This is a genomic window from Pseudomonas sp. MAFF 730105, assembly GCF_055380705.1.
In genome coordinates, this window is the sequence record NZ_AP018438.1 from 4,252,764 (window position 1) to 4,270,417 (window position 17,654).

The window sequence follows — 17,654 nt, forward strand, 5'->3', positions numbered from 1 at the left end:
TCAATCTGTCTGACACACCGAGGCGGCTGGTTTTAGGGCTGCTTCGCAGCCCAGCGGGGATAAAATCCCCTCGCCACAACAGCGTTTACATAGAAGCCCTTGCACCGCCCCTCCTACCCTGCAGACAGCGCCCACATGACATCCCTCCTGCACCTCGAAGACGAACTCACCCACCTCACCGTGGCGCCGCACCTGGGTGCCAGCCTGGTCAGTTGGACCTTGCGCAGCAACGGCCAGCCTCTGTTGCGCCCGCCCGCACCGCAGGCGCTGGAAAACCGCCTGCCTGGCAAGCTCGGCTGTTTTCCATTGATCCCCTGGTCGAACCGGATCGCCAACGGCGGCTTCGATTGTCCCGGCGGCTGGCTGGCATTGGAGGCCAACAGCCCCAACGACCCGTTTCCGATCCATGGCAGCGCCTGGCAACAGGCGTGGCAGGTGAGCGAACAGAGCCCTCAGGAGGCATTGCTGCAACTGCACAGCCAATACCCATTCGCCTATTGCGCCAATCTGCGCATCCGCCTGGACGGTGGCCAATTGCAGGTTTCGATGCAGGTCACCCACCTGGCCGAACAGCCGGCCTGGCATGGGTTGGGCTTGCATCCTTACTTCCCCCGGACCATCAACACCCGCTTGCAGACCTGCGCCACCGACGTCTGGTTGTGCGACGCCACGAAGCTGCCGACGCAGTTGAGTGATGTTCCCGCACACTGGGACTTCCAGCAGCCTCGTGCGCTGCCGGATGCCCTGGTGGATAACGGTTTCGGCGGTTGGGACGGACACTGCCTGATCGAACAACCCGACCTGGGCTATGCATTGGAATGCCGAGCCAGCGGCAGCGATTACTTCCTGCTGTACTGCCCGGTGGGCCTGGACTTCTTTTGCATCGAACCGGTCAGTCATCCGGTCAACGCCCACCACCTGCCAGGGCGACCGGGGTTGCGCCTGCTGGAACAAGGGCAGTCTGTGGCGTTGGGGTTTTCTATGCAGTGCAAGCCACTGTAATCCCTGTGGCGGGGGAGCTTGCCGTGGGAGCAAGGCTTGCCCGCGATAGAGGCGACACGGTTCCAAGGTAAAAACCGCGCTAACTTCATCGCGGGCGCGCCTTGCTCCCACACTGGGTTTCCACAGCTGCGCGCATTACGCCCGCACCCACATGTACACCGCTACCCCCAGACACACTCCGGCAAACCCGACCTGCAACACCCGGGCCGGGACCCGGGACGCCAGTCGCCGGCCCAGCACCATGCCGACAATGCTGGCCACGATGAACATTGCCCCAACCTGATCGATACGCACCCCGGCATGAAGGGCCCCCGCCACGCCGATCAGCGAAATCAGGCTGATGACCATCAGCGAGGTGGCGACGATCCCGCGCATCTGCACGTCGGTCAGTTGCTTGAATGCCGGCACGATCAGGAAACCACCGCCCACGCCCAGCAGGCCGGACACCACGCCGGTCACCGCGCCGAGCGTCGCCAGCGTGGCGGTGCAGCGCGGGGTCCAGGCCAGGCGTCCGGTCTGGCGATCGAGCATGCAATTCTTCTGGCCCCAACTGGCCGCACCGTGGTCGCTCGGCCCCGGCTGCGCGCTTTCCCGTCGCAACATGCGCACCGCCACCAGCACCATCAACAAGCTGAACAGGATCATCAGGATTTTTTCCGGGAGTTGATGGGCCAGGAAGATGCCCAGTGGCGAAAACACCGCCCCCAGCAATGCGATCAACAACGCCGCGCGATAGCGCACCAGGCCATGGCGCAAGCCATCGATGGCGCCTACCGCCGCCGAACTGCCCACGGCGAACAACGCCACGGGCGCGGCCTGGGTCATGGTCAAGCCCAGCCCCAGCACCAACGCCGGAACCGCGAGGATGCCGCCGCCCGCCCCGGTCAATCCCAGGACCAGGCCCATGACCACGCCGAAAAAACTTGCCAGCAACATAAGATTCTCTCAAGCCGCGCACACCTGTTGGCAGGTGCGATCGCATTTGCAGGAGGCCTTGGCCCTCACTAAGCTGCGGACCATATGTTGCCAACCTTACGTGTTGCAACCGGTTCCTTCCGTACAGGTTAGTCGTCATGCCCGCGCAGATCCAAAGCTTCCTCGACCCCGCTTCAAAGACCTACACCCATGTCGTTTATGAGCAGGACGCAGGGCAATGCGCGGTGGTCGATCCGGTGCTCGACTACGACCCGGCCTCGGGGCGCAGCGGCACCACGCAGGCTGACCGGGTGATCGCGTTCGTACGCGAACACCGGTTGACCGTGCAGTGGCTGCTGGAGACCCACGCCCACGCCGACCACCTTTCCGCCGCGCCCTACCTGCGTCGGGAACTGGGCGGCAAGATCGCCATCGGCCAGTCCATCGGCCAGGTCCAGAACGTCTTCAAGGCACTGTTCAACCTCGAAGCGCAGTTTGCCGTGGACGGTTCGCAGTTCGATCATCTGTTTGGCCCCGATGAAACGTTCTTCATCGGCAACCTCAAGGCCACCGCGTTACACGTGCCCGGCCATACCCCGGCGGACATGGCCTACCTGATCGACGACGATGTGATCCTGGTGGGCGATACGCTGTTCATGCCCGATGTCGGCAGCGCCCGTTGCGACTTCCCCGGCGGTAACGCGCACCAGCTCTACGCCTCGATCCGCAAGCTGCTGGCCTTCCCCGCCAGCGTGCGGCTGTATGTGTGCCATGACTATCCGCCGGATCATCGCGAGCCCCACTGCATGAGCACCGTGGGCGAACAGCGCCAGCACAATATCCACGTTCACGATGGCATCGACGAAGCCACCTTTGTCACCATGCGCACCCAGCGCGACGCCACGTTGGGTATGCCAACGCTGCTGTTGCCGGCGATCCAGGTCAATGTGCGGGTAGGCAACCTGCCGCCCGCCGAGGCCAATGGCGTGACGTATCTGAAGATTCCGCTCAATCAGCTTTAAGGGCAAAAACCCTGTGGAAGCGAGCCTGCTCGCGATAGCGGTGGGCCAGCTTGCATTGATGTCGCAGGCGCTGACGCTATCGCGAGCAGGCTCGCTCCCACAGGGGATTGCGACTATCCGTTGAGGTTCAGGTACCCAAGGTCAACCCATTGGCCGGCAGCGGCAATGCCGTCTTGTAGCGTACCTGCTTGAGCGCGAAGCTGGAGCGGATATTCGCCACGCCCGGGACCTTGGTCAGGAAGTCCATCATGAACCGCTCCAGGGACTGGATCGTCGGCACCAGCACGCGGATCAGGTAATCCGGATCGCCCGCCATCAGGTAGCACTCCATCACCTCGGGCCGGTCCGAGATCGCTTCTTCGAAATGCTGCAGCGCCTCCTCCACCTGCTTCTCCAGGCTGACGTGGATGAACACGTTGACGTGCAGGCCCAGCAGGTCGGCATCCAGCAGCGTGACCTGCTCGCGGATCACCCCCAGCTCTTCCATGGCGCGGACCCGGTTGAAGCACGGCGTCGGCGAAAGATTGACCGAACGGGCGAGATCGGCGTTGGTGATGCGGGCGTTTTCCTGAAGGCTGTTCAGAATGCCGATGTCGGTGCGATCCAGTTTACGCATGAGACAGATATTCCTGATTTTTATCGTTGTGCAGATTTTTTATCTGCAAATGGTCCGAACAGCAAGCCAACTGAGAAAAATATTCTTCGCCGTCGAGCCTATGATTGTTGTAGGACAATTCTCCTCACCCAGGGGATTTGTCAGCTAGCGCGCCCACTACAAGAAATTCACAAGATCGAGCGTAGAAAGCCATGAACCCAGCGTACGAACCGCTACGCCTGCACGTCCCCGAACCTACGGGCCGTCCCGGCTGCAAGACCGACTTTTCCTACCTGCATCTGAGCGATGCGGGCACGGTGCGCAAACCTTCCATCGACGTTGAGCCGTCCGATACCGCCGACCTGGCCCGGAGCCTGATCCGCGTGCTCGACGACCAGGGCAATGCCCATGGTCCCTGGGCCGAAGACGTGCCCCTCGACATCCTGGAAAAGGGCATGCGCGCCATGCTCAAGACGCGGATCTACGACAACCGCATGGTGGTCGCCCAACGCCAGAAAAAGATGTCGTTCTACATGCAGAGTCTCGGCGAGGAAGCCATCGGCAGCGGCCAGGCCCTGGCGCTGAACATCGACGACATGTGCTTCCCGACCTATCGCCAGCAAAGCATCCTGATGGCCCGTGACGTGCCATTGGTGGACATGATCTGCCAGTTGCTGTCCAACGAGCGGGACCCGCTCAAGGGCCGCCAGTTGCCGATCATGTATTCGGTCAAGGAAGCCGGTTTCTTCACCATCTCCGGCAACCTCGCCACGCAGTTCATCCAGGGCGTGGGCTGGGGCATGGCGTCGGCGATCAAGGGCGACACCAAGATCGCGTCGGCCTGGATCGGTGACGGCGCCACCGCCGAGTCGGACTTCCACACCGCCCTCACTTTCGCCCACGTCTATCGGGCGCCGGTAATCCTCAACGTGGTCAACAACCAGTGGGCAATCTCCACCTTCCAGGCCATTGCCGGCGGTGAAGCCACCACCTTCGCCGGACGCGGCGTCGGTTGCGGCATCGCCTCGCTGCGGGTCGACGGCAACGACTTCATGGCCGTCTATGCCGCCTCGCGCTGGGCCGCCGAACGCGCCCGCCGCAACCTCGGCCCGACCCTGATCGAATGGGTCACCTACCGCGCTGGCCCGCACTCTACCTCCGACGATCCTTCCAAGTACCGGCCTGCCGATGACTGGAGTCATTTCCCGTTGGGCGATCCGATTACCCGTCTCAAGCAGCACATGATCCGCATCGGTCAATGGTCGGAAGAGCAACACGCCGCCGTCACCGCCGAGCTGGAAGCGCAGATCATCGCGGCCCAGAAGGAAGCCGAACAGTACGGCACCCTCGCCGGCGGCCAGGTACCGAGCGCCGCGACGATGTTCGAAGACGTCTACAAAGAGATGCCGGAGCACTTGAAGCGCCAGCGTCAGCAGTTGGGGATCTGACATGAACGATCACAACAACACTATTGCGCTGGATACCGCCATGACCACTACCACCATGACCATGATCCAGGCCCTGCGCTCGGCCATGGACGTGATGCTCGAACGTGACGACAACGTCGTGGTGTTCGGCCAGGATGTGGGCTACTTCGGCGGCGTGTTCCGCTGCACCGAAGGCCTGCAGAACAAATACGGCACCTCGCGGGTGTTCGACGCGCCGATCTCCGAAAGCGGCATCGTCGGCGTGGCCGTAGGCATGGGCGCCTACGGATTGCGGCCGGTGGCCGAGATCCAGTTTGCCGACTACGTCTACCCGGCCTCGGACCAAATCATTTCCGAAGCAGCGCGCCTGCGCTATCGCTCGGCCGGCGAGTTCACCGCGCCCATGACCCTGCGCATGCCCTGCGGCGGCGGCATCTACGGCGGCCAGACCCACAGCCAGAGCATCGAGGCGATGTTCACCCAGGTCTGCGGCCTGCGCACCGTGATGCCATCGAACCCCTATGACGCCAAGGGCCTGCTGATCGCCTCCATCGAAAACGATGATCCGGTGATCTTCCTCGAACCCAAGCGCTTGTATAACGGCCCGTTCGACGGCCATCACGACCGCCCGGTAACGCCGTGGTCGAAACACCCGACGGCACAAGTACCCGACGGCTACTACACGGTACCGCTGGACGTCGCCGCCATCACCCGTCCAGGCAAGGACGTGACCATCCTCACCTACGGCACCACGGTCTATGTGTCCCAGGCCGCCGCCGAGGAAACCGGCATCGATGCCGAGGTCATCGACCTGCGCAGCCTGTGGCCGCTGGACCTGGACACCATCGTCAAGTCGGTGAAGAAGACCGGCCGTTGCGTGATCGTCCACGAAGCCACCCGCACCTGCGGCTTCGGCGCCGAGCTGGTGTCGCTGGTCCAGGAACACTGCTTCCATCACCTGGAAGCCCCTATCGAGCGTGTCACCGGTTGGGATACCCCCTACCCGCATGCGCAGGAGTGGGCATATTTCCCAGGGCCGTCCCGGGTGGGCGCGGCGTTGAAACGGGTCATGGAGGTCTGAATGGGCACGCACGTTATCAAGATGCCGGACATCGGCGAAGGCATCGCGGAAGTGGAATTGGCGGCATGGCACGTCAAGGTTGGCGACCTGGTGACCGAGGATCAGGTTCTGGCCGATGTCATGACTGACAAGGCCATGGTGGACATCCCCTCGCCCGTGCATGGCCGGGTCATCGCCCTGGGCGGTGAGCCGGGTGAAGTCATGGCGGTGGGCAGCGAACTGATCCGTATTGAAGTGGAAGGTGCCGGCAACCTGAAGGAATCGGCACAACCACCGGCTGCGGCTACGACTCCGGCCGCCGAGCCCGCACCGTCCAAAGCGCCTGAGCCGGTGGCGGAAAAACCTGCCGCCGCGCCCCGCCCGGCCCAGCAACCCCAGGCCCCTGTGGCCCGCGATCCCGACGAGCGCCCACTGGCCTCGCCGGCTGTGCGCAAACACGCCCTGGACCTGGGCATCCAACTGCGTCTGGTCCAGGGCAGCGGCCCTGCCGGCCGGGTACTGCACGAGGACCTGGAAGCGTATCTGGCCCAAGGCCCCTCGACGCCGGCCAAGGGCGGCTCAGGCTACGCCGAGCGCCACGACGAGCAGCAGATCCCGGTGATCGGCATGCGGCGCAAGATCGCCCAGCGCATGCAGGAAGCCACCCAGCGCGCCGCCCATTTCAGCTACGTCGAGGAAATCGACGTCACCGCCCTCGAAGAGCTGCGGGTTCACCTGAATGAAAAACACGGTGCCAGCCGTGGCAAGCTGACCTTGCTGCCGTTCCTGGTGCGGGCGCTGGTCGTGGCCTTGCGGGATTTCCCGCAGATGAACGCGCGCTATGACGACGAGGCCCAGGTCATCACCCGCTCCGGTGCGGTGCATGTCGGGGTCGCGACCCAGAGCGATGTCGGCCTGATGGTGCCGGTGGTGCGTCATGCCGAGGCCCGCAGCCTATGGGACAGCGCGGCGGAGATCGCGCGCCTGGCCACGGCAGCCCGCAATGGCAAGGCCAGCCGCGACGAACTGTCCGGCTCGACCATCACCCTGACCAGCCTCGGCGCGTTGGGCGGGATCGTCAGCACTCCGGTGCTGAACCTGCCGGAGGTGGCAATCGTCGGCGTGAACAAAATCGTCGAGCGGCCCGTGGTCATCAAGGGCCAGGTGGTGATCCGCAAGATGATGAACCTCTCCAGCTCCTTCGATCACCGGGTGGTCGACGGCATGGATGCTGCGCAATTCATCCAGGCCCTGCGCGGCCTGCTTGAACAACCCGCCACCTTGTTTGTGGACTGATACCAGGAGCAGGCATGCAACAGACTTTGAACACCACCCTGCTGATCATTGGCGGTGGCCCTGGCGGTTACGTAGCGGCGATCCGCGCCGGTCAGCTGGGCATCCCGACCATTCTCGTGGAGGGCCAGGCGCTGGGCGGGACTTGCCTGAACATCGGCTGCATCCCGTCCAAGGCGTTGATCCATGTGGCCGAACAGTTTCATCAGGCACAACACCACAGCCAGGGTTCAACCCTGGGTATCACGGTGTCCGCGCCGGTGCTGGACATCGGCAAGAGCGTGGAATGGAAGAACGGCATCGTCGATCGCCTGACCACCGGTGTGGCGACACTGTTGAAAAAGCACAAGGTCCAGGTCATTCACGGCTGGGCCAAGATCATCGACGGCAAGACCGTCGAGGTCGGCGATAGCCGCATCCAGTGCGAACACCTGCTGCTGGCGACCGGCTCGAAAAGCGTCGATCTGCCGATGCTGCCCATCGGTGGGCCGATCGTTTCTTCCACCGAAGCCCTCGCCCCGACCTCGCTGCCCAAGCACCTGGTGGTGGTCGGTGGCGGTTACATCGGCCTGGAATTGGGCATTGCCTACCGCAAGCTCGGTGCCGAGGTCAGCGTCGTGGAAGCCCAGGAACGGATCCTGCCGGCCTACGACGGCGAGCTGACCCAGCCGGTGCATGAGGCGCTCAAGCAATTGGGCGTGAAGTTGTACCTCAAGCACAGCGTCGAGGGTTTCGACGCCCAGGCCAGCACGTTGCAAGTGCGCGACCCCGTCGGCGACACCTTGAGCCTGTCCACCGACCGGGTCCTGGTGGCGGTCGGTCGCAAGCCCAATACCCAAGGTTGGAACCTCGAGGCCTTGAACCTGACGATGAACGGCTCGGCGCTGAAAATCGACAGTCGCTGCCAGACCAGCATGCGTAACGTCTGGGCTATCGGCGACCTGAGCGGTGAACCGATGCTCGCCCACCGGGCCATGGCCCAAGGTGAAATGGTCGCCGAACTGATCGCCGGCCAGCCTCGCGAGTTCAACCCGACGGCCATCGCAGCCGTGTGCTTCACCGATCCGGAGCTGGTGGTGGTGGGCAAGACGCCGGACGAAGCCAAGGCAGCCGGTCTGGACTGCATCGTTTCCAGCTTCCCGTTCGCCGCCAACGGCCGGGCGATGACGCTGGAGTCGAAGAGTGGTTTCGTGCGGGTGGTGGCGCGTCGGGACAACCATGTGATCGTCGGCTGGCAAGCGGTCGGCGTGGGTGTCTCGGAACTGTCCACCGCGTTTGGCCAATCCCTGGAAATGGGCGCACGACTGGAAGACATCGCCGGCACCATCCACGCCCATCCGACGCTCGGCGAGGCGGTACAGGAAGCGGCGCTGCGGGCATTGGGGCATGCGTTGCATCTGTGAGATAGCGACCTGAGGATCGTTCCCACGCTCCGCGTGGGAATGCAGCCAGGGACGCTCCGCGTCCCAAAGCCGAACGCGGAGCGTCCGTTGAAGTATTCCCACGCGGAGCGTGGGAACAATCATGCGAGTGAGGCTGCGAAACACCCCTGGAATGAAGTATTGTTGTCCCCATCCAAAAAACGTCAGAAGCCTTGACCGTTTCGACGGTTATGAAGATATAGAGGGTGTCATGGGTAACGAGAGCATCAATTGGGACAAACTGGGCTTTGACTACATCAAGACCGACAAGCGCTACCTGTCGCACTGGCGCAATGGTGCCTGGGACACCGGCACCCTGACCGACGACAACGTGCTGCACATCAGCGAGGGCTCCACCGCCCTGCACTACGGCCAGCAGTGCTTCGAAGGCCTCAAGGCCTACCGCTGCAAGGACGGCTCGATCAACCTGTTCCGCCCGGACCAGAACGCCGCCCGCATGCAGCGCAGCTGCGCCCGCCTGCTGATGCCACACGTCGACACCGAGCAGTTCATCGACGCCTGCAAGCAAGTGGTTCGCGCCAACGAGCGCTTCATTCCACCTTACGGCACCGGCGGCGCGCTGTACCTGCGCCCCTTCGTGATCGGCGTGGGTGACAACATCGGCGTGCGCACCGCCCCCGAGTTCATTTTCTCGGTGTTCTGCATTCCAGTCGGCGCTTACTTCAAGGGCGGCCTGACCCGCACAACTTCCTGATCTCCAGCTTCGACCGCGCCGCCCCACAAGGCACCGGGGCCGCCAAGGTTGGTGGCAACTATGCCGCCAGCCTGATGCCGGGCTCTCAGGCCAAGAAAGCCAGCTTCGCCGATTGCATCTACCTTGACCCGCTGACCCATTCGAAAATCGAGGAAGTCGGCTCGGCCAACTTCTTCGGCATCACCCATGACAACAAATTCGTCACGCCCAACTCCCCGTCGGTCCTGCCGGGCATCACCCGCCTGTCACTGATCGAGCTGGCCAAGACCCGCCTGGGCCTGGAAGTGATTGAAGGTGATGTGTTCATCGACAAGCTGTCGGACTTCAAGGAAGCTGGCGCCTGCGGTACCGCGGCGGTGATCACCCCGATCGGTGGCATCAGCTACAAGGACAAGCTGCACGTGTTCCATAGCGAAACCGAAGTCGGCCCGATCACCCAGAAGCTCTATAAAGAGCTGACTGGCGTGCAGACCGGCGATGTGGAAGCGCCGGCTGGCTGGATCGTCAAGGTCTGATCCGATTGTACCGGGGGGGCTTGCTCCCCCGCGTGGCAGTGCTGCTGATGACGCCATCGCGAGCAGGCTCGCTCCCACAGGGATTCTCAGTGGTCATGAGGCTTGCGTTCAACGCAAATCCACTGTGGGAGCGAGCCTGCTCGCGATAGCGCCGGCGGGTTCGACATCCCTCTGCGCACTGACACCCAATCGCCCGGGCATTTCCCGGCGCCCCTTGGCCGTCACGGCCAATGCCCGGCTGTCCAGATCCTGAGTCAGCCACTGGCGCCTGATCGCCAATTGCAGCAACGCGGCCCCCAAGGCACCGCCCAGATGCGGCCGACGCATGCTCCAGTCCAGGCAGGGGCAGGCAAATCGGCGCCGTTCACTGGCCAGGGCCTGGACGTCGATGCCTAACGCCTCGAACAGCGTCTTGCCGGATTCGCTCAGCCGATAATCCTGCCCCTCCCCTCTACCAACCATCCGGCGTCAATCATGCGGTCATGCAACCGCACCGCCAGGGTGCCAGCCATGTGGTCGTAGCAGGTGCGAGCAAATTGCAGGCGATCCGGAGTACGCGACACAAAAGCCGGCACGGGCTTCTGACCGATCACCATCAACGCTTCCAGCGCCTGGGCGACACGCTTGTCCGCCAGGCTGTAGTAGCGATGACGGCCCTGGACATGTAGACGGACCAGGGCCAGGTCCTTGAGCTTCGCCAGATGGGCACTGGCGGTGGAGGCGCTAACCTCGGCGATGCTCGCCAATTCTGTGCTGGTACGGGCATGACCGTCCATCAACGAACAGAGCATCCGGGTACGCGCCGGTTCGGCAATGGCCGCAGCCACCTGGGACACACCTAGATCAAAGTGTTCTGCGCTCATATTTCGCTCCCGGACGAATCAAGTCATGCATCGACTGGGGATAGTAGCAACACTTTCGTCAACACGAACAAGGCAGCGCTGCATGGACCCGATCACCGCCGCGACCCATCCCGACCCCTACCCTTACTACGCCAGCCTGCGAGCCCAGGGAGGGCTGACCTTCGATCCGCACCTGAAATTGTGGATCGCCAGCAGCGCCGAGGCGGTGTGTGCCGTGCTGCGCCACGCCGATTGCCATGTGCGCCCGGCCCACGAACCCGTGCCGAAAGCCATTGCCGATGGCCCTGCCGGCCGAGTATTCGGGCGCCTGATGCGCATGAACGAAGGCGAGCGCCAGCGTTGCCCCCGAGCGGCCATTGCATCTGGGCTACAGGACATCGACCCGCAACAGGTGGAGGCACTGGTCAGGGCACGTTTCATCACGGAGGACGACGTCGACCTGCACCCTCGGCAGTTCATCGGACCGGCCAGCGTGGTAGCGACGCTGCTGGGTTTCAGTCCGACGCAAAGCCACTTGGTCAGTGAACTCACCGGGGATTTCGTCGCCTGCCTGTCGCCCTTGAGTCAAGCCACGCAGTTGGATGCGGCGCACCGGGCCACCGAACAACTGGAAATGCTGTTCCGGGAACGCATCGACACGCCGGACAACCCTCTGCTGAAACGCATCTGCCAGGGCTTGGCAACCGATCCGGACAGCCTGGTCCCCAACCTGATCGGCCTGCTTTCGCAGACCTATGAAGCCACGGCGGGCTTGATCGGCAACGCGGTGCTGGCACTGATCCGCGACCCGGCGTTGCGACGGACAGTCATCGCCGCCCCCAAGCAGATCAGCCCGCTGCTGGCCGAAGTCCAGCGCTTCGACCCGGGCGTGCAAAACACCCGCCGCTTCGTCGCCGCCCCCTGCGAAATCCTCGGCGCGACGCTGAACAGCGGCGATGTGATCCTGGTGCTGCTGGCCTCGGCCAACCGTGACCCGCGGCTCAATCCGCAACCGGACGACTTCCTGCTGGATCGCTCGAACCGTCGCAGCGTCAGTTTCGGAACCGGGCGTCATGAATGTCCCGGGCAAACCCTGGCGCTGAGCATCGCCCACGCCACACTCGAAGCGATGCTTGAACGAGAACCGCGATGGGACCGTTTGACCTGGAGCTACCGCCCCTCGATCAACGGGCGCATCCCGATATTCAGCGACCGGTCAGGCCCCCAAGCACCTTGACGTGCCCCAGCGCTCGTCAATCGTCCCTGGTCAGCACTTCCAGCAGTTCGATTTCAAAGATGAGGTTGGCGTTGGGCTTGATGTGGGCGCCCATGGATCGCTCGCCATAGGCCAGGTGCGCCGGCACCAGCAGCTTGCGCTTGCCGCCGACTTTCATCCCCATCAGGCCCTGGTCCCAGCCCTTGATGACGCGCCCGGTGCCGATCACGCACTGAAAAGGCTTGCCGCGACTGTAGGACGAATCGAACTCGGTGCCGTCCTCCAGGGTGCCGCGGTATTGGGTGGTAATCAGCGCGCCTTTGACTACGCTTTTGCCGTCGCCCTGTTCCAGGTCGATGATTTGCAGTACTTCGTTCATGGGTATTCCCGAGTGATTCCAGGCGCGGTTTTTCGCAGAAATCGGCGCGCCTGGCAACTCCAATGGTCTTTGAGCGCAACGTGCGCCGGCGGATGAATCCGGTAAACAGGAGGGAACCGTAGCGCCCGCGTCGGTTCACATGGGTATCGACCCTGCTATTCAGATAAGGATGTTCTGATGATCGACTCTCGCCCTCTCAACGGCTTTATTCCTCCCTATATCCTCAATCGCATCATCGCCCACGGCTCAGAACAGCAACGCTCCAGTGCCCTCGGCACCCTGACCCATGTGCGTAGCCTGCGGCACAACCCGGGTCCGCCTGGCAACTCTCCCGCCGCCGCTGTGCTGCCCAAGGGTAAGGCCGGACACCCACAGCGCAGCGTGCACGATGCCCAGAACAGCATGGAGCTGCCCGGCCAGCCGGTGCGCCTCGAGGGTCAAGCGGCCAGTGGCGATGCGGCCGTGGACGAGGCTTACGACGCCCTGGGCGCGACCTATGATTTCTTCTGGAAGGTCCTGGGCCGCGACTCCATCGACAACAAAGGCTTTGCCCTGGTAGGCAGCGTGCATTATGGCAAGGGCTATGAGAATGCCTTCTGGAACGGCGCGCAGATGGTCTTTGGCGACGGCGATGGGGAAATTTTCCAGCGTTTTACCCGCTCCCTGGACGTCGTGGCTCATGAGCTGGCCCACGGCGTCACCGAAAGCGAAGCCGGGTTGATCTATGCCAATCAATCCGGTGCCCTGAACGAGTCTATCTCCGACGTGTTCGGTGTGCTGGTCAAGCAGTTCGTCCTCGAACAGACGGCCGACCAGGCCGATTGGCTGATCGGTGCCGACCTGCTCACCGATAAGATCAACGGCGATGGCCTGCGCAGCATGGCCAATCCCGGCACCGCCTACGATGACCCGCTGCTGGGCAAGGACCCGCAGCCCGCTCACATGCGCCAGTTCGTCATCACCCGTGAGGACAACGGCGGTGTGCACATCAACTCCGGTATCCCCAACCACGCCTTTTATCTGATAGCCACCGCACTGGGCGGATTTGCCTGGGAAAAGGCCGGGCGGATCTGGTATGAAACCTTGTGCGACAGGAACCTGGCCAACGACGCGACTTTCAGTGCCTTCGCCCACCTGACCGTCGAGCATGCACGCCAGCGGTTCGGCGAGCGGGAGGTACGAGCGGTACAGGACGGCTGGGCCCAGGTCGGCGTCAACCTGACCGAGGAGAGCTGATGAAAACCCTTCCAGACCTTGACGACAACGCCGTGGTGCGCCTGTCGCGCCAGGGCGGCGTGGCAGCGATCCATGCCCTGACCCGCCCGCGGGAAATCGAGTTCGCCCAATGCGACCTCGACCAGCGCACGCGCATCCATTCGGTTCTGGAGGGTTGCCTGCCGCTGACCTCCTCCACCTCGGGTCAGGGGGATCAACGTTTCTTCCAGATCGAAGTACGCTATCGCACCGACGATCAGGACAATGAAATGGTGTTACAGGTGCCCGAGGACCGGGCACCCGGCGAGCTGGTTCACTTGTGGGACAAAGGAGAAGTGCTCTGAAGTCCTAAAGACTTTCCACACAGAGCCTAACGCGTGGCCGGAACGATCTTGACGATCGCGCCGGACACGGTTTCGATCAGCAAGTATTTGTCGTCGATATGCACCCATTGCTGGTCGTTTGTCGGCTGTTCGAGCTTCTTCTGTTTCCAGTCTTTCATGGCCCTGTCCGCGCGCTGGTAATCCGCGGGTACCCGGTCGTTCTCCACCAGCCTGCGGCCATTGCTCGGCGAATGCTCCAAGGCATCCCCGGTTTTCTCGACCGCTTGTGCAACAGGCCCAAGGGCTCCAAGGCCGACGATCAGCGCCAGGCTGGCGATCAAGGTTGGTTTACGCATAGAAAGACTCCAGTTATCAAGGTACTGAATCTCCGACTTCAACGGTGGCGAATCATTCCTTTTACTGTAGCGACCAACCAAGATACATAAAGCCTGTGGGACCGGCTTGCTCGCGATAGCGGTGTATCGGCCACAAAGATGTTGAATGGACCGCCGCCTTCGCGGGCAAGCCCGGCTCCCACAGGTCCAGCGGCGTACTCGATATCTCCTGCACCATGACTCCCCCTGTGGGAGCGAGCCTGCTCGCGATGACGGCTGCACAGTCGACTCACCTGCAACTGAGCCATCGCTATCGCGAGCAGGCTCGCTCCCACAGGGAATGGCGGTAGACATGAACTCTCCGGTCATCCCGGAACCAGGTTCGCTCCCACAGGCGATGCTGTTTCAGACCACCGCCAAGCGTGGCACCTGGCGGATATTCTGCAGGAAGCGATCGGCCGGCATTGGATGGCCCAGCAGGTAGCCTTGCAGTGAGTCGCAGCCCAGTTGGGTCAGGAAGTCCTGTTGCACATCGGTCTCCACCCCTTCGGCGACGATCCGCAGGCCAAGGGCCTGGCCGAGGGCGACGATGGCCGAGACGATGGCGGCGTCGTCGCTGTCGTGCTCCAGGTCGCGCACGAAGCCGCGATCGATCTTCAGCTCGTTGGCCGGCAGCCGCTTGAGGTACATCAGGCTCGAATAGCCGGTGCCAAAGTCGTCGATGGACAGGTCCACACCCATGTCCGAAAGCTGCTGCAATACCGTCATGCTGGCATCCGCGTCGCTCATGGCGGTGGTTTCAGTGATTTCCAGGGTCAGGCTGTTGGGCAGCAAATGGTGCACCTCCAGGGCCTTGGCGACACTTTGCACCAGTCCGGCATGGCAGAACTGCAAGGCCGAGAGGTTCACGGCGATACGCCAATCGGTATAACCGAGCACGTACCATTCACGCATCTGCCGACAGGCCTCGTTCAGTACCCATTCGCCAATGGGGATGATCAGCCCGGTCTTTTCCGCCAGGTCGATGAAGGTGTCGGGCATCAACAGGCCCTGGGTCGGATGGTGCCAGCGCAGCAACGCCTCGGCGCCGACCGGACGACCGTTGGCCGCGTCGAACTTGGGTTGATAATGCAGGCTGAACTGCCGCTGTTCGACGGCGATGCGCAAGTCTTGCAGCAACTGCAATTGCTTGCGGGCATTGCTGTTCATCGAAGCATCGAAAAAGCTGTAGCCATTCTTGCCGGCGCCTTTGGCGTGGTACATCGCCGCGTCGGCGTTCATCAGCAGCTCTTCGGCGCTCAGACCGTTACCGGGGAACAGCGCGATACCGACGCTGGCGGAAATCTGCAGATCATGCTCAGTGACCCGGAACGTGCGGCCGATCAAGCCGACCTGGCGCGCCGCCAGCCGCAGGGCATCGTCGGGCTCGGCCAGTTGCACCAGCAACACGAATTCATCACCGCCGATCCGCGCCAGGGTGTCCTGGCTGCGCAAATCTTCGCGCAGGCGCAGGGCCACGTCGCGTAGCAGCAAATCACCCATGTGATGGCCAAAGGCGTCGTTGACCGGCTTGAAGCCGTCCAGGTCGATGAACATCAAGGCGAAGCAGCCACCCTGCTCCTGCACCCGGTGCATGGCCTGGTCGATGCGATCCGCCAGCAGCACCCGGTTGGGCAATCCGGTGAGGGGGTCGTGCAGGGCCAGTTGAGTCAGTTCCCGGTTCGCCTGGGTCAACGATTGGGCCAGTTCCGCGGTACGGGCCTCCAGGCGTGCGTCGAGAATCGACGTCAGCAAGGCAATGGCCAGCACCGCCAACGTCGTGATCAGCACCACATTGTCCAGGCCTTTGCCGCTCAAGCCGTCGAGGGAACCACAGAAGCTGCCCTCCCTGAACTGCGCCCCCGCCATGCCGGTGTAATGCATGCCGACAATGGCCACGCCCATGATCACGGCGGCGCCGGCACGGGCCAGTCGAACACGGGGACTGTTGTGGCGCAGGCGAAAGGCAATCCACAACGCCGCGGCGGAGGCCCCTACCGCGATCACCAGCGAAGCGCCGAACAGCGTCGGGTCGTAGTCGATGCCCGGCTGCATCCGCAGGGCCGCCATGCCGGTGTAATGCATGGCGCTGATGCCGGCGCCCATGATCAGCGCGCCAAAAGCCAACTGCCAGGCCGGCAAACGTGGCTGGCTGACCAGCCACAGGGCAAAACCACTGGAAAGAATGGCAATCAGCAACGACAGCGCAGTGATGGACAGGTCGTAACCAAGTTCCACCGGCAAGGTGAATGCCAGCATGCCGATGAAATGCATTGACCAGATACCCACCCCCATCGCGAATGCGCCACCGGCCATCCAGAGGTGAGCAGCGTGGCCACGGGTGGTGGCGATACGTCCGGCCAGATCCAGCGCGGTGTAGGACGCCAGTACTGCAACCAATAGGGAAATCAAAACAAGGGCGGGGGAATAACTGCCGATGAGCATGGGGGTTTTCTCGTAGCTGAAACGCCGAACTGCCTCCATGCCCGGTTGAGGCTGCGATTGTACTCAATCCCTTCGCAGGAAGTATCAAAAAGCCATCAATCTGGGAATGTTTACGACGAAAGACACTTCGCCGTGCATGGAGATTACTGTTGGGTGTGCCGCCGCTTCGCGCGGCTGTTCGCGATGACGTAGTAGCCCGCGACGATACTGGATCCGATCCGGTTCCGCTAAGCTTGCAGACGACTTCAAGGAGAACGTAGCCATGACTCGCGCCACAACTACTGCATTGCTGGTGATAGACGTACAGAACGATTTCATCCCGGGTGGCCAGTTGGCCGTGCCAGGGGGCGATGAGATCGTGCCACTGATCAACCGTCTGGGCCGGTCATTCACGCGGGTCATCCTAGCACAGGACTGGCACCCGGCCGGACACGCTTCGTTTGCGTCCAGCCACCCTGGCAAGCAACCGTTCGACACCATCCCGTTGCCCTACGGCGAACAAACCCTGTGGCCCGACCACTGCATACAAGGCAGCCAAGGCGCGGCGTTGCACCCGGCACTGGACCTGCCCCATGCCCAACTGATCATCCGCAAGGGCTGCAATCCGGACATCGACAGTTATTCGGCGTTCATGGAGGCCGACCGCCAGACACCCACCGGGTTGGCGGGTTACCTCAAGGAGCGCGGCGTCGACACCGTCTATGTGGTGGGGCTGGCCCTGGATTTCTGCGTGATGTTCACCGCCCTGGATGCGCGGATCGCGGGGTTCAATGCCGTCGTGGTACTCGACGCTTGCCGGGGCATCGATATCGAGGGTTCGATAGACGCGGCGCTACGACGGATGCAACAAGCGGGTGTGCAATTGATTCAGTCCACCGACATGACGAACTAACCT

The 17,654-nt window shown here is 62.8% G+C and carries 15 protein-coding genes and 2 pseudogenes; 11 read left to right on the forward strand and 6 right to left on the reverse strand.

What is annotated here, in order from left to right:
- Positions 1-135 precede the first annotated feature (135 nt).
- Positions 136-1,002 carry an aldose 1-epimerase gene (locus PCOSP_RS18050; protein ID WP_464709205.1) on the forward strand — a complete coding sequence of 289 codons (867 nt, stop codon included), beginning with the start codon at positions 136-138 and terminating at the stop codon, positions 1,000-1,002.
- Positions 1,003-1,137: 135 nt separating this feature from the next.
- On the opposite strand, the gene PCOSP_RS18055 is transcribed toward PCOSP_RS18050, so the two are convergent.
- Positions 1,138-1,938, reverse strand: a complete 801-nt coding sequence (locus PCOSP_RS18055) for a sulfite exporter TauE/SafE family protein (protein WP_175362199.1) — start codon at positions 1,936-1,938, stop codon at positions 1,138-1,140.
- 137 nt (positions 1,939-2,075) lie between these two features.
- On the opposite strand from PCOSP_RS18055, the gene PCOSP_RS18060 reads away from it, so the two are divergent.
- Positions 2,076-2,939, forward strand: coding sequence for an MBL fold metallo-hydrolase (locus PCOSP_RS18060; protein WP_464709207.1), 864 nt, complete (start codon positions 2,076-2,078; stop codon positions 2,937-2,939).
- A gap of 127 nt (positions 2,940-3,066) precedes the next feature.
- On the opposite strand, the gene bkdR is transcribed toward PCOSP_RS18060, so the two are convergent.
- Positions 3,067-3,555 carry a Bkd operon transcriptional regulator BkdR gene (bkdR, locus tag PCOSP_RS18065; protein ID WP_003202929.1) on the reverse strand — a complete coding sequence of 163 codons (489 nt, stop codon included), beginning with the start codon at positions 3,553-3,555 and terminating at the stop codon, positions 3,067-3,069.
- Between the two features lie 191 nt (positions 3,556-3,746).
- Between bkdR and PCOSP_RS18070 the strand changes: the two genes are divergently transcribed.
- The 5 genes and pseudogenes from PCOSP_RS18070 to PCOSP_RS18090 all read left to right on the forward strand — a co-directional run bounded on the left by PCOSP_RS18070 (position 3,747) and on the right by PCOSP_RS18090 (position 9,965).
- Positions 3,747-4,982: a 3-methyl-2-oxobutanoate dehydrogenase (2-methylpropanoyl-transferring) subunit alpha gene (locus tag PCOSP_RS18070; protein ID WP_139648709.1), complete on the forward strand. Its 1,236-nt coding sequence runs from the start codon at positions 3,747-3,749 to the stop codon at positions 4,980-4,982.
- A 1-nt stretch (position 4,983) separates the two neighbouring features.
- Positions 4,984-6,042, forward strand: a complete 1,059-nt coding sequence (locus PCOSP_RS18075; protein WP_139648707.1) for an alpha-ketoacid dehydrogenase subunit beta — start codon at positions 4,984-4,986, stop codon at positions 6,040-6,042.
- Positions 6,043-7,317 (forward strand): dihydrolipoamide acetyltransferase family protein, encoded by a 1,275-nt coding sequence (locus tag PCOSP_RS18080; RefSeq protein ID WP_175362196.1) that lies wholly within the window; start codon positions 6,043-6,045, stop codon positions 7,315-7,317.
- A 14-nt stretch (positions 7,318-7,331) separates the two neighbouring features.
- Positions 7,332-8,717 (forward strand): dihydrolipoyl dehydrogenase, encoded by a 1,386-nt coding sequence (gene lpdA, locus PCOSP_RS18085; RefSeq protein ID WP_464709209.1) that lies wholly within the window; start codon positions 7,332-7,334, stop codon positions 8,715-8,717.
- Between the two features lie 229 nt (positions 8,718-8,946).
- Positions 8,947-9,965, forward strand: a pseudogene (locus PCOSP_RS18090) (branched-chain amino acid aminotransferase).
- A gap of 108 nt (positions 9,966-10,073) precedes the next feature.
- Here PCOSP_RS18090 and PCOSP_RS18095 read toward each other — a convergent pair.
- Positions 10,074-10,828 (reverse strand): annotated as a pseudogene (locus PCOSP_RS18095) (ArsR/SmtB family transcription factor).
- A gap of 82 nt (positions 10,829-10,910) precedes the next feature.
- Here PCOSP_RS18095 and PCOSP_RS18100 point away from each other — a divergent pair.
- On the forward strand, positions 10,911-12,044 hold the full coding sequence (locus PCOSP_RS18100; RefSeq protein ID WP_464709210.1) for a cytochrome P450: 1,134 nt from the start codon (positions 10,911-10,913) through the stop codon (positions 12,042-12,044).
- Positions 12,045-12,060: 16 nt separating this feature from the next.
- Here PCOSP_RS18100 and PCOSP_RS18105 read toward each other — a convergent pair whose 3' ends face one another.
- Positions 12,061-12,402, reverse strand: a complete 342-nt coding sequence (locus PCOSP_RS18105; RefSeq protein WP_139648696.1) for an FKBP-type peptidyl-prolyl cis-trans isomerase — start codon at positions 12,400-12,402, stop codon at positions 12,061-12,063.
- Positions 12,403-12,579: 177 nt separating this feature from the next.
- Between PCOSP_RS18105 and PCOSP_RS18110 the strand changes: the two genes are divergently transcribed.
- Together PCOSP_RS18110 and PCOSP_RS18115 are read left to right on the forward strand one after the other, a co-directional pair.
- Positions 12,580-13,638 carry a M4 family metallopeptidase gene (locus PCOSP_RS18110; RefSeq protein WP_139648694.1) on the forward strand — a complete coding sequence of 353 codons (1,059 nt, stop codon included), beginning with the start codon at positions 12,580-12,582 and terminating at the stop codon, positions 13,636-13,638.
- Positions 13,638-13,961 carry a protealysin inhibitor emfourin gene (locus PCOSP_RS18115; protein ID WP_139648692.1) on the forward strand — a complete coding sequence of 108 codons (324 nt, stop codon included), beginning with the start codon at positions 13,638-13,640 and terminating at the stop codon, positions 13,959-13,961. Before PCOSP_RS18110 ends, PCOSP_RS18115 begins: the two co-directional genes overlap by 1 nt.
- Before the next feature lie 26 nt (positions 13,962-13,987).
- On the opposite strand, the gene PCOSP_RS18120 is transcribed toward PCOSP_RS18115, so the two are convergent.
- The gene (locus PCOSP_RS18120) at positions 13,988-14,296 is read right to left on the reverse strand and encodes an RcnB family protein (RefSeq protein WP_041022179.1); all 309 of its coding nucleotides are present in this window, start codon (positions 14,294-14,296) and stop codon (positions 13,988-13,990) included.
- Between the two features lie 384 nt (positions 14,297-14,680).
- Entirely contained in the window at positions 14,681-16,759 is a 2,079-nt protein-coding gene (locus tag PCOSP_RS18125) for a putative bifunctional diguanylate cyclase/phosphodiesterase (protein WP_139648690.1), read from the reverse strand.
- A gap of 262 nt (positions 16,760-17,021) precedes the next feature.
- Here PCOSP_RS18125 and pncA point away from each other — a divergent pair, with 262 nt between their 5' ends.
- Positions 17,022-17,651, forward strand: a complete 630-nt coding sequence (gene pncA / locus PCOSP_RS18130; RefSeq protein ID WP_139648688.1) for a bifunctional nicotinamidase/pyrazinamidase — start codon at positions 17,022-17,024, stop codon at positions 17,649-17,651.
- Positions 17,652-17,654 lie beyond the last annotated feature (3 nt).

Bases quoted from the DNA above. Each gene is read 5' to 3' on its own strand.
- PCOSP_RS18110 (WP_139648694.1), top strand. From the start codon at position 12,580: ATGATCGACTCTCGCCCTCTCAACGGCTTTATTCCTCCCTATATCCTC.
- PCOSP_RS18125 (WP_139648690.1), bottom strand. From the start codon at position 16,759: ATGCTCATCGGCAGTTATTCCCCCGCCCTTGTTTTGATTTCCCTATTG.
- PCOSP_RS18100 (WP_464709210.1), top strand. From the start codon at position 10,911: ATGGACCCGATCACCGCCGCGACCCATCCCGACCCCTACCCTTACTAC.
- PCOSP_RS18055 (WP_175362199.1), bottom strand. From the start codon at position 1,938: ATGTTGCTGGCAAGTTTTTTCGGCGTGGTCATGGGCCTGGTCCTGGGA.
- PCOSP_RS18080 (WP_175362196.1), top strand. From the start codon at position 6,043: ATGGGCACGCACGTTATCAAGATGCCGGACATCGGCGAAGGCATCGCG.
- PCOSP_RS18115 (WP_139648692.1), top strand. From the start codon at position 13,638: ATGAAAACCCTTCCAGACCTTGACGACAACGCCGTGGTGCGCCTGTCG.
- lpdA (WP_464709209.1), top strand. From the start codon at position 7,332: ATGCAACAGACTTTGAACACCACCCTGCTGATCATTGGCGGTGGCCCT.
- PCOSP_RS18105 (WP_139648696.1), bottom strand. From the start codon at position 12,402: ATGAACGAAGTACTGCAAATCATCGACCTGGAACAGGGCGACGGCAAA.
- bkdR (WP_003202929.1), bottom strand. From the start codon at position 3,555: ATGCGTAAACTGGATCGCACCGACATCGGCATTCTGAACAGCCTTCAG.
- pncA (WP_139648688.1), top strand. From the start codon at position 17,022: ATGACTCGCGCCACAACTACTGCATTGCTGGTGATAGACGTACAGAAC.
- PCOSP_RS18050 (WP_464709205.1), top strand. From the start codon at position 136: ATGACATCCCTCCTGCACCTCGAAGACGAACTCACCCACCTCACCGTG.
- PCOSP_RS18075 (WP_139648707.1), top strand. From the start codon at position 4,984: ATGAACGATCACAACAACACTATTGCGCTGGATACCGCCATGACCACT.
- PCOSP_RS18060 (WP_464709207.1), top strand. From the start codon at position 2,076: ATGCCCGCGCAGATCCAAAGCTTCCTCGACCCCGCTTCAAAGACCTAC.
- PCOSP_RS18120 (WP_041022179.1), bottom strand. From the start codon at position 14,296: ATGCGTAAACCAACCTTGATCGCCAGCCTGGCGCTGATCGTCGGCCTT.
- PCOSP_RS18070 (WP_139648709.1), top strand. From the start codon at position 3,747: ATGAACCCAGCGTACGAACCGCTACGCCTGCACGTCCCCGAACCTACG.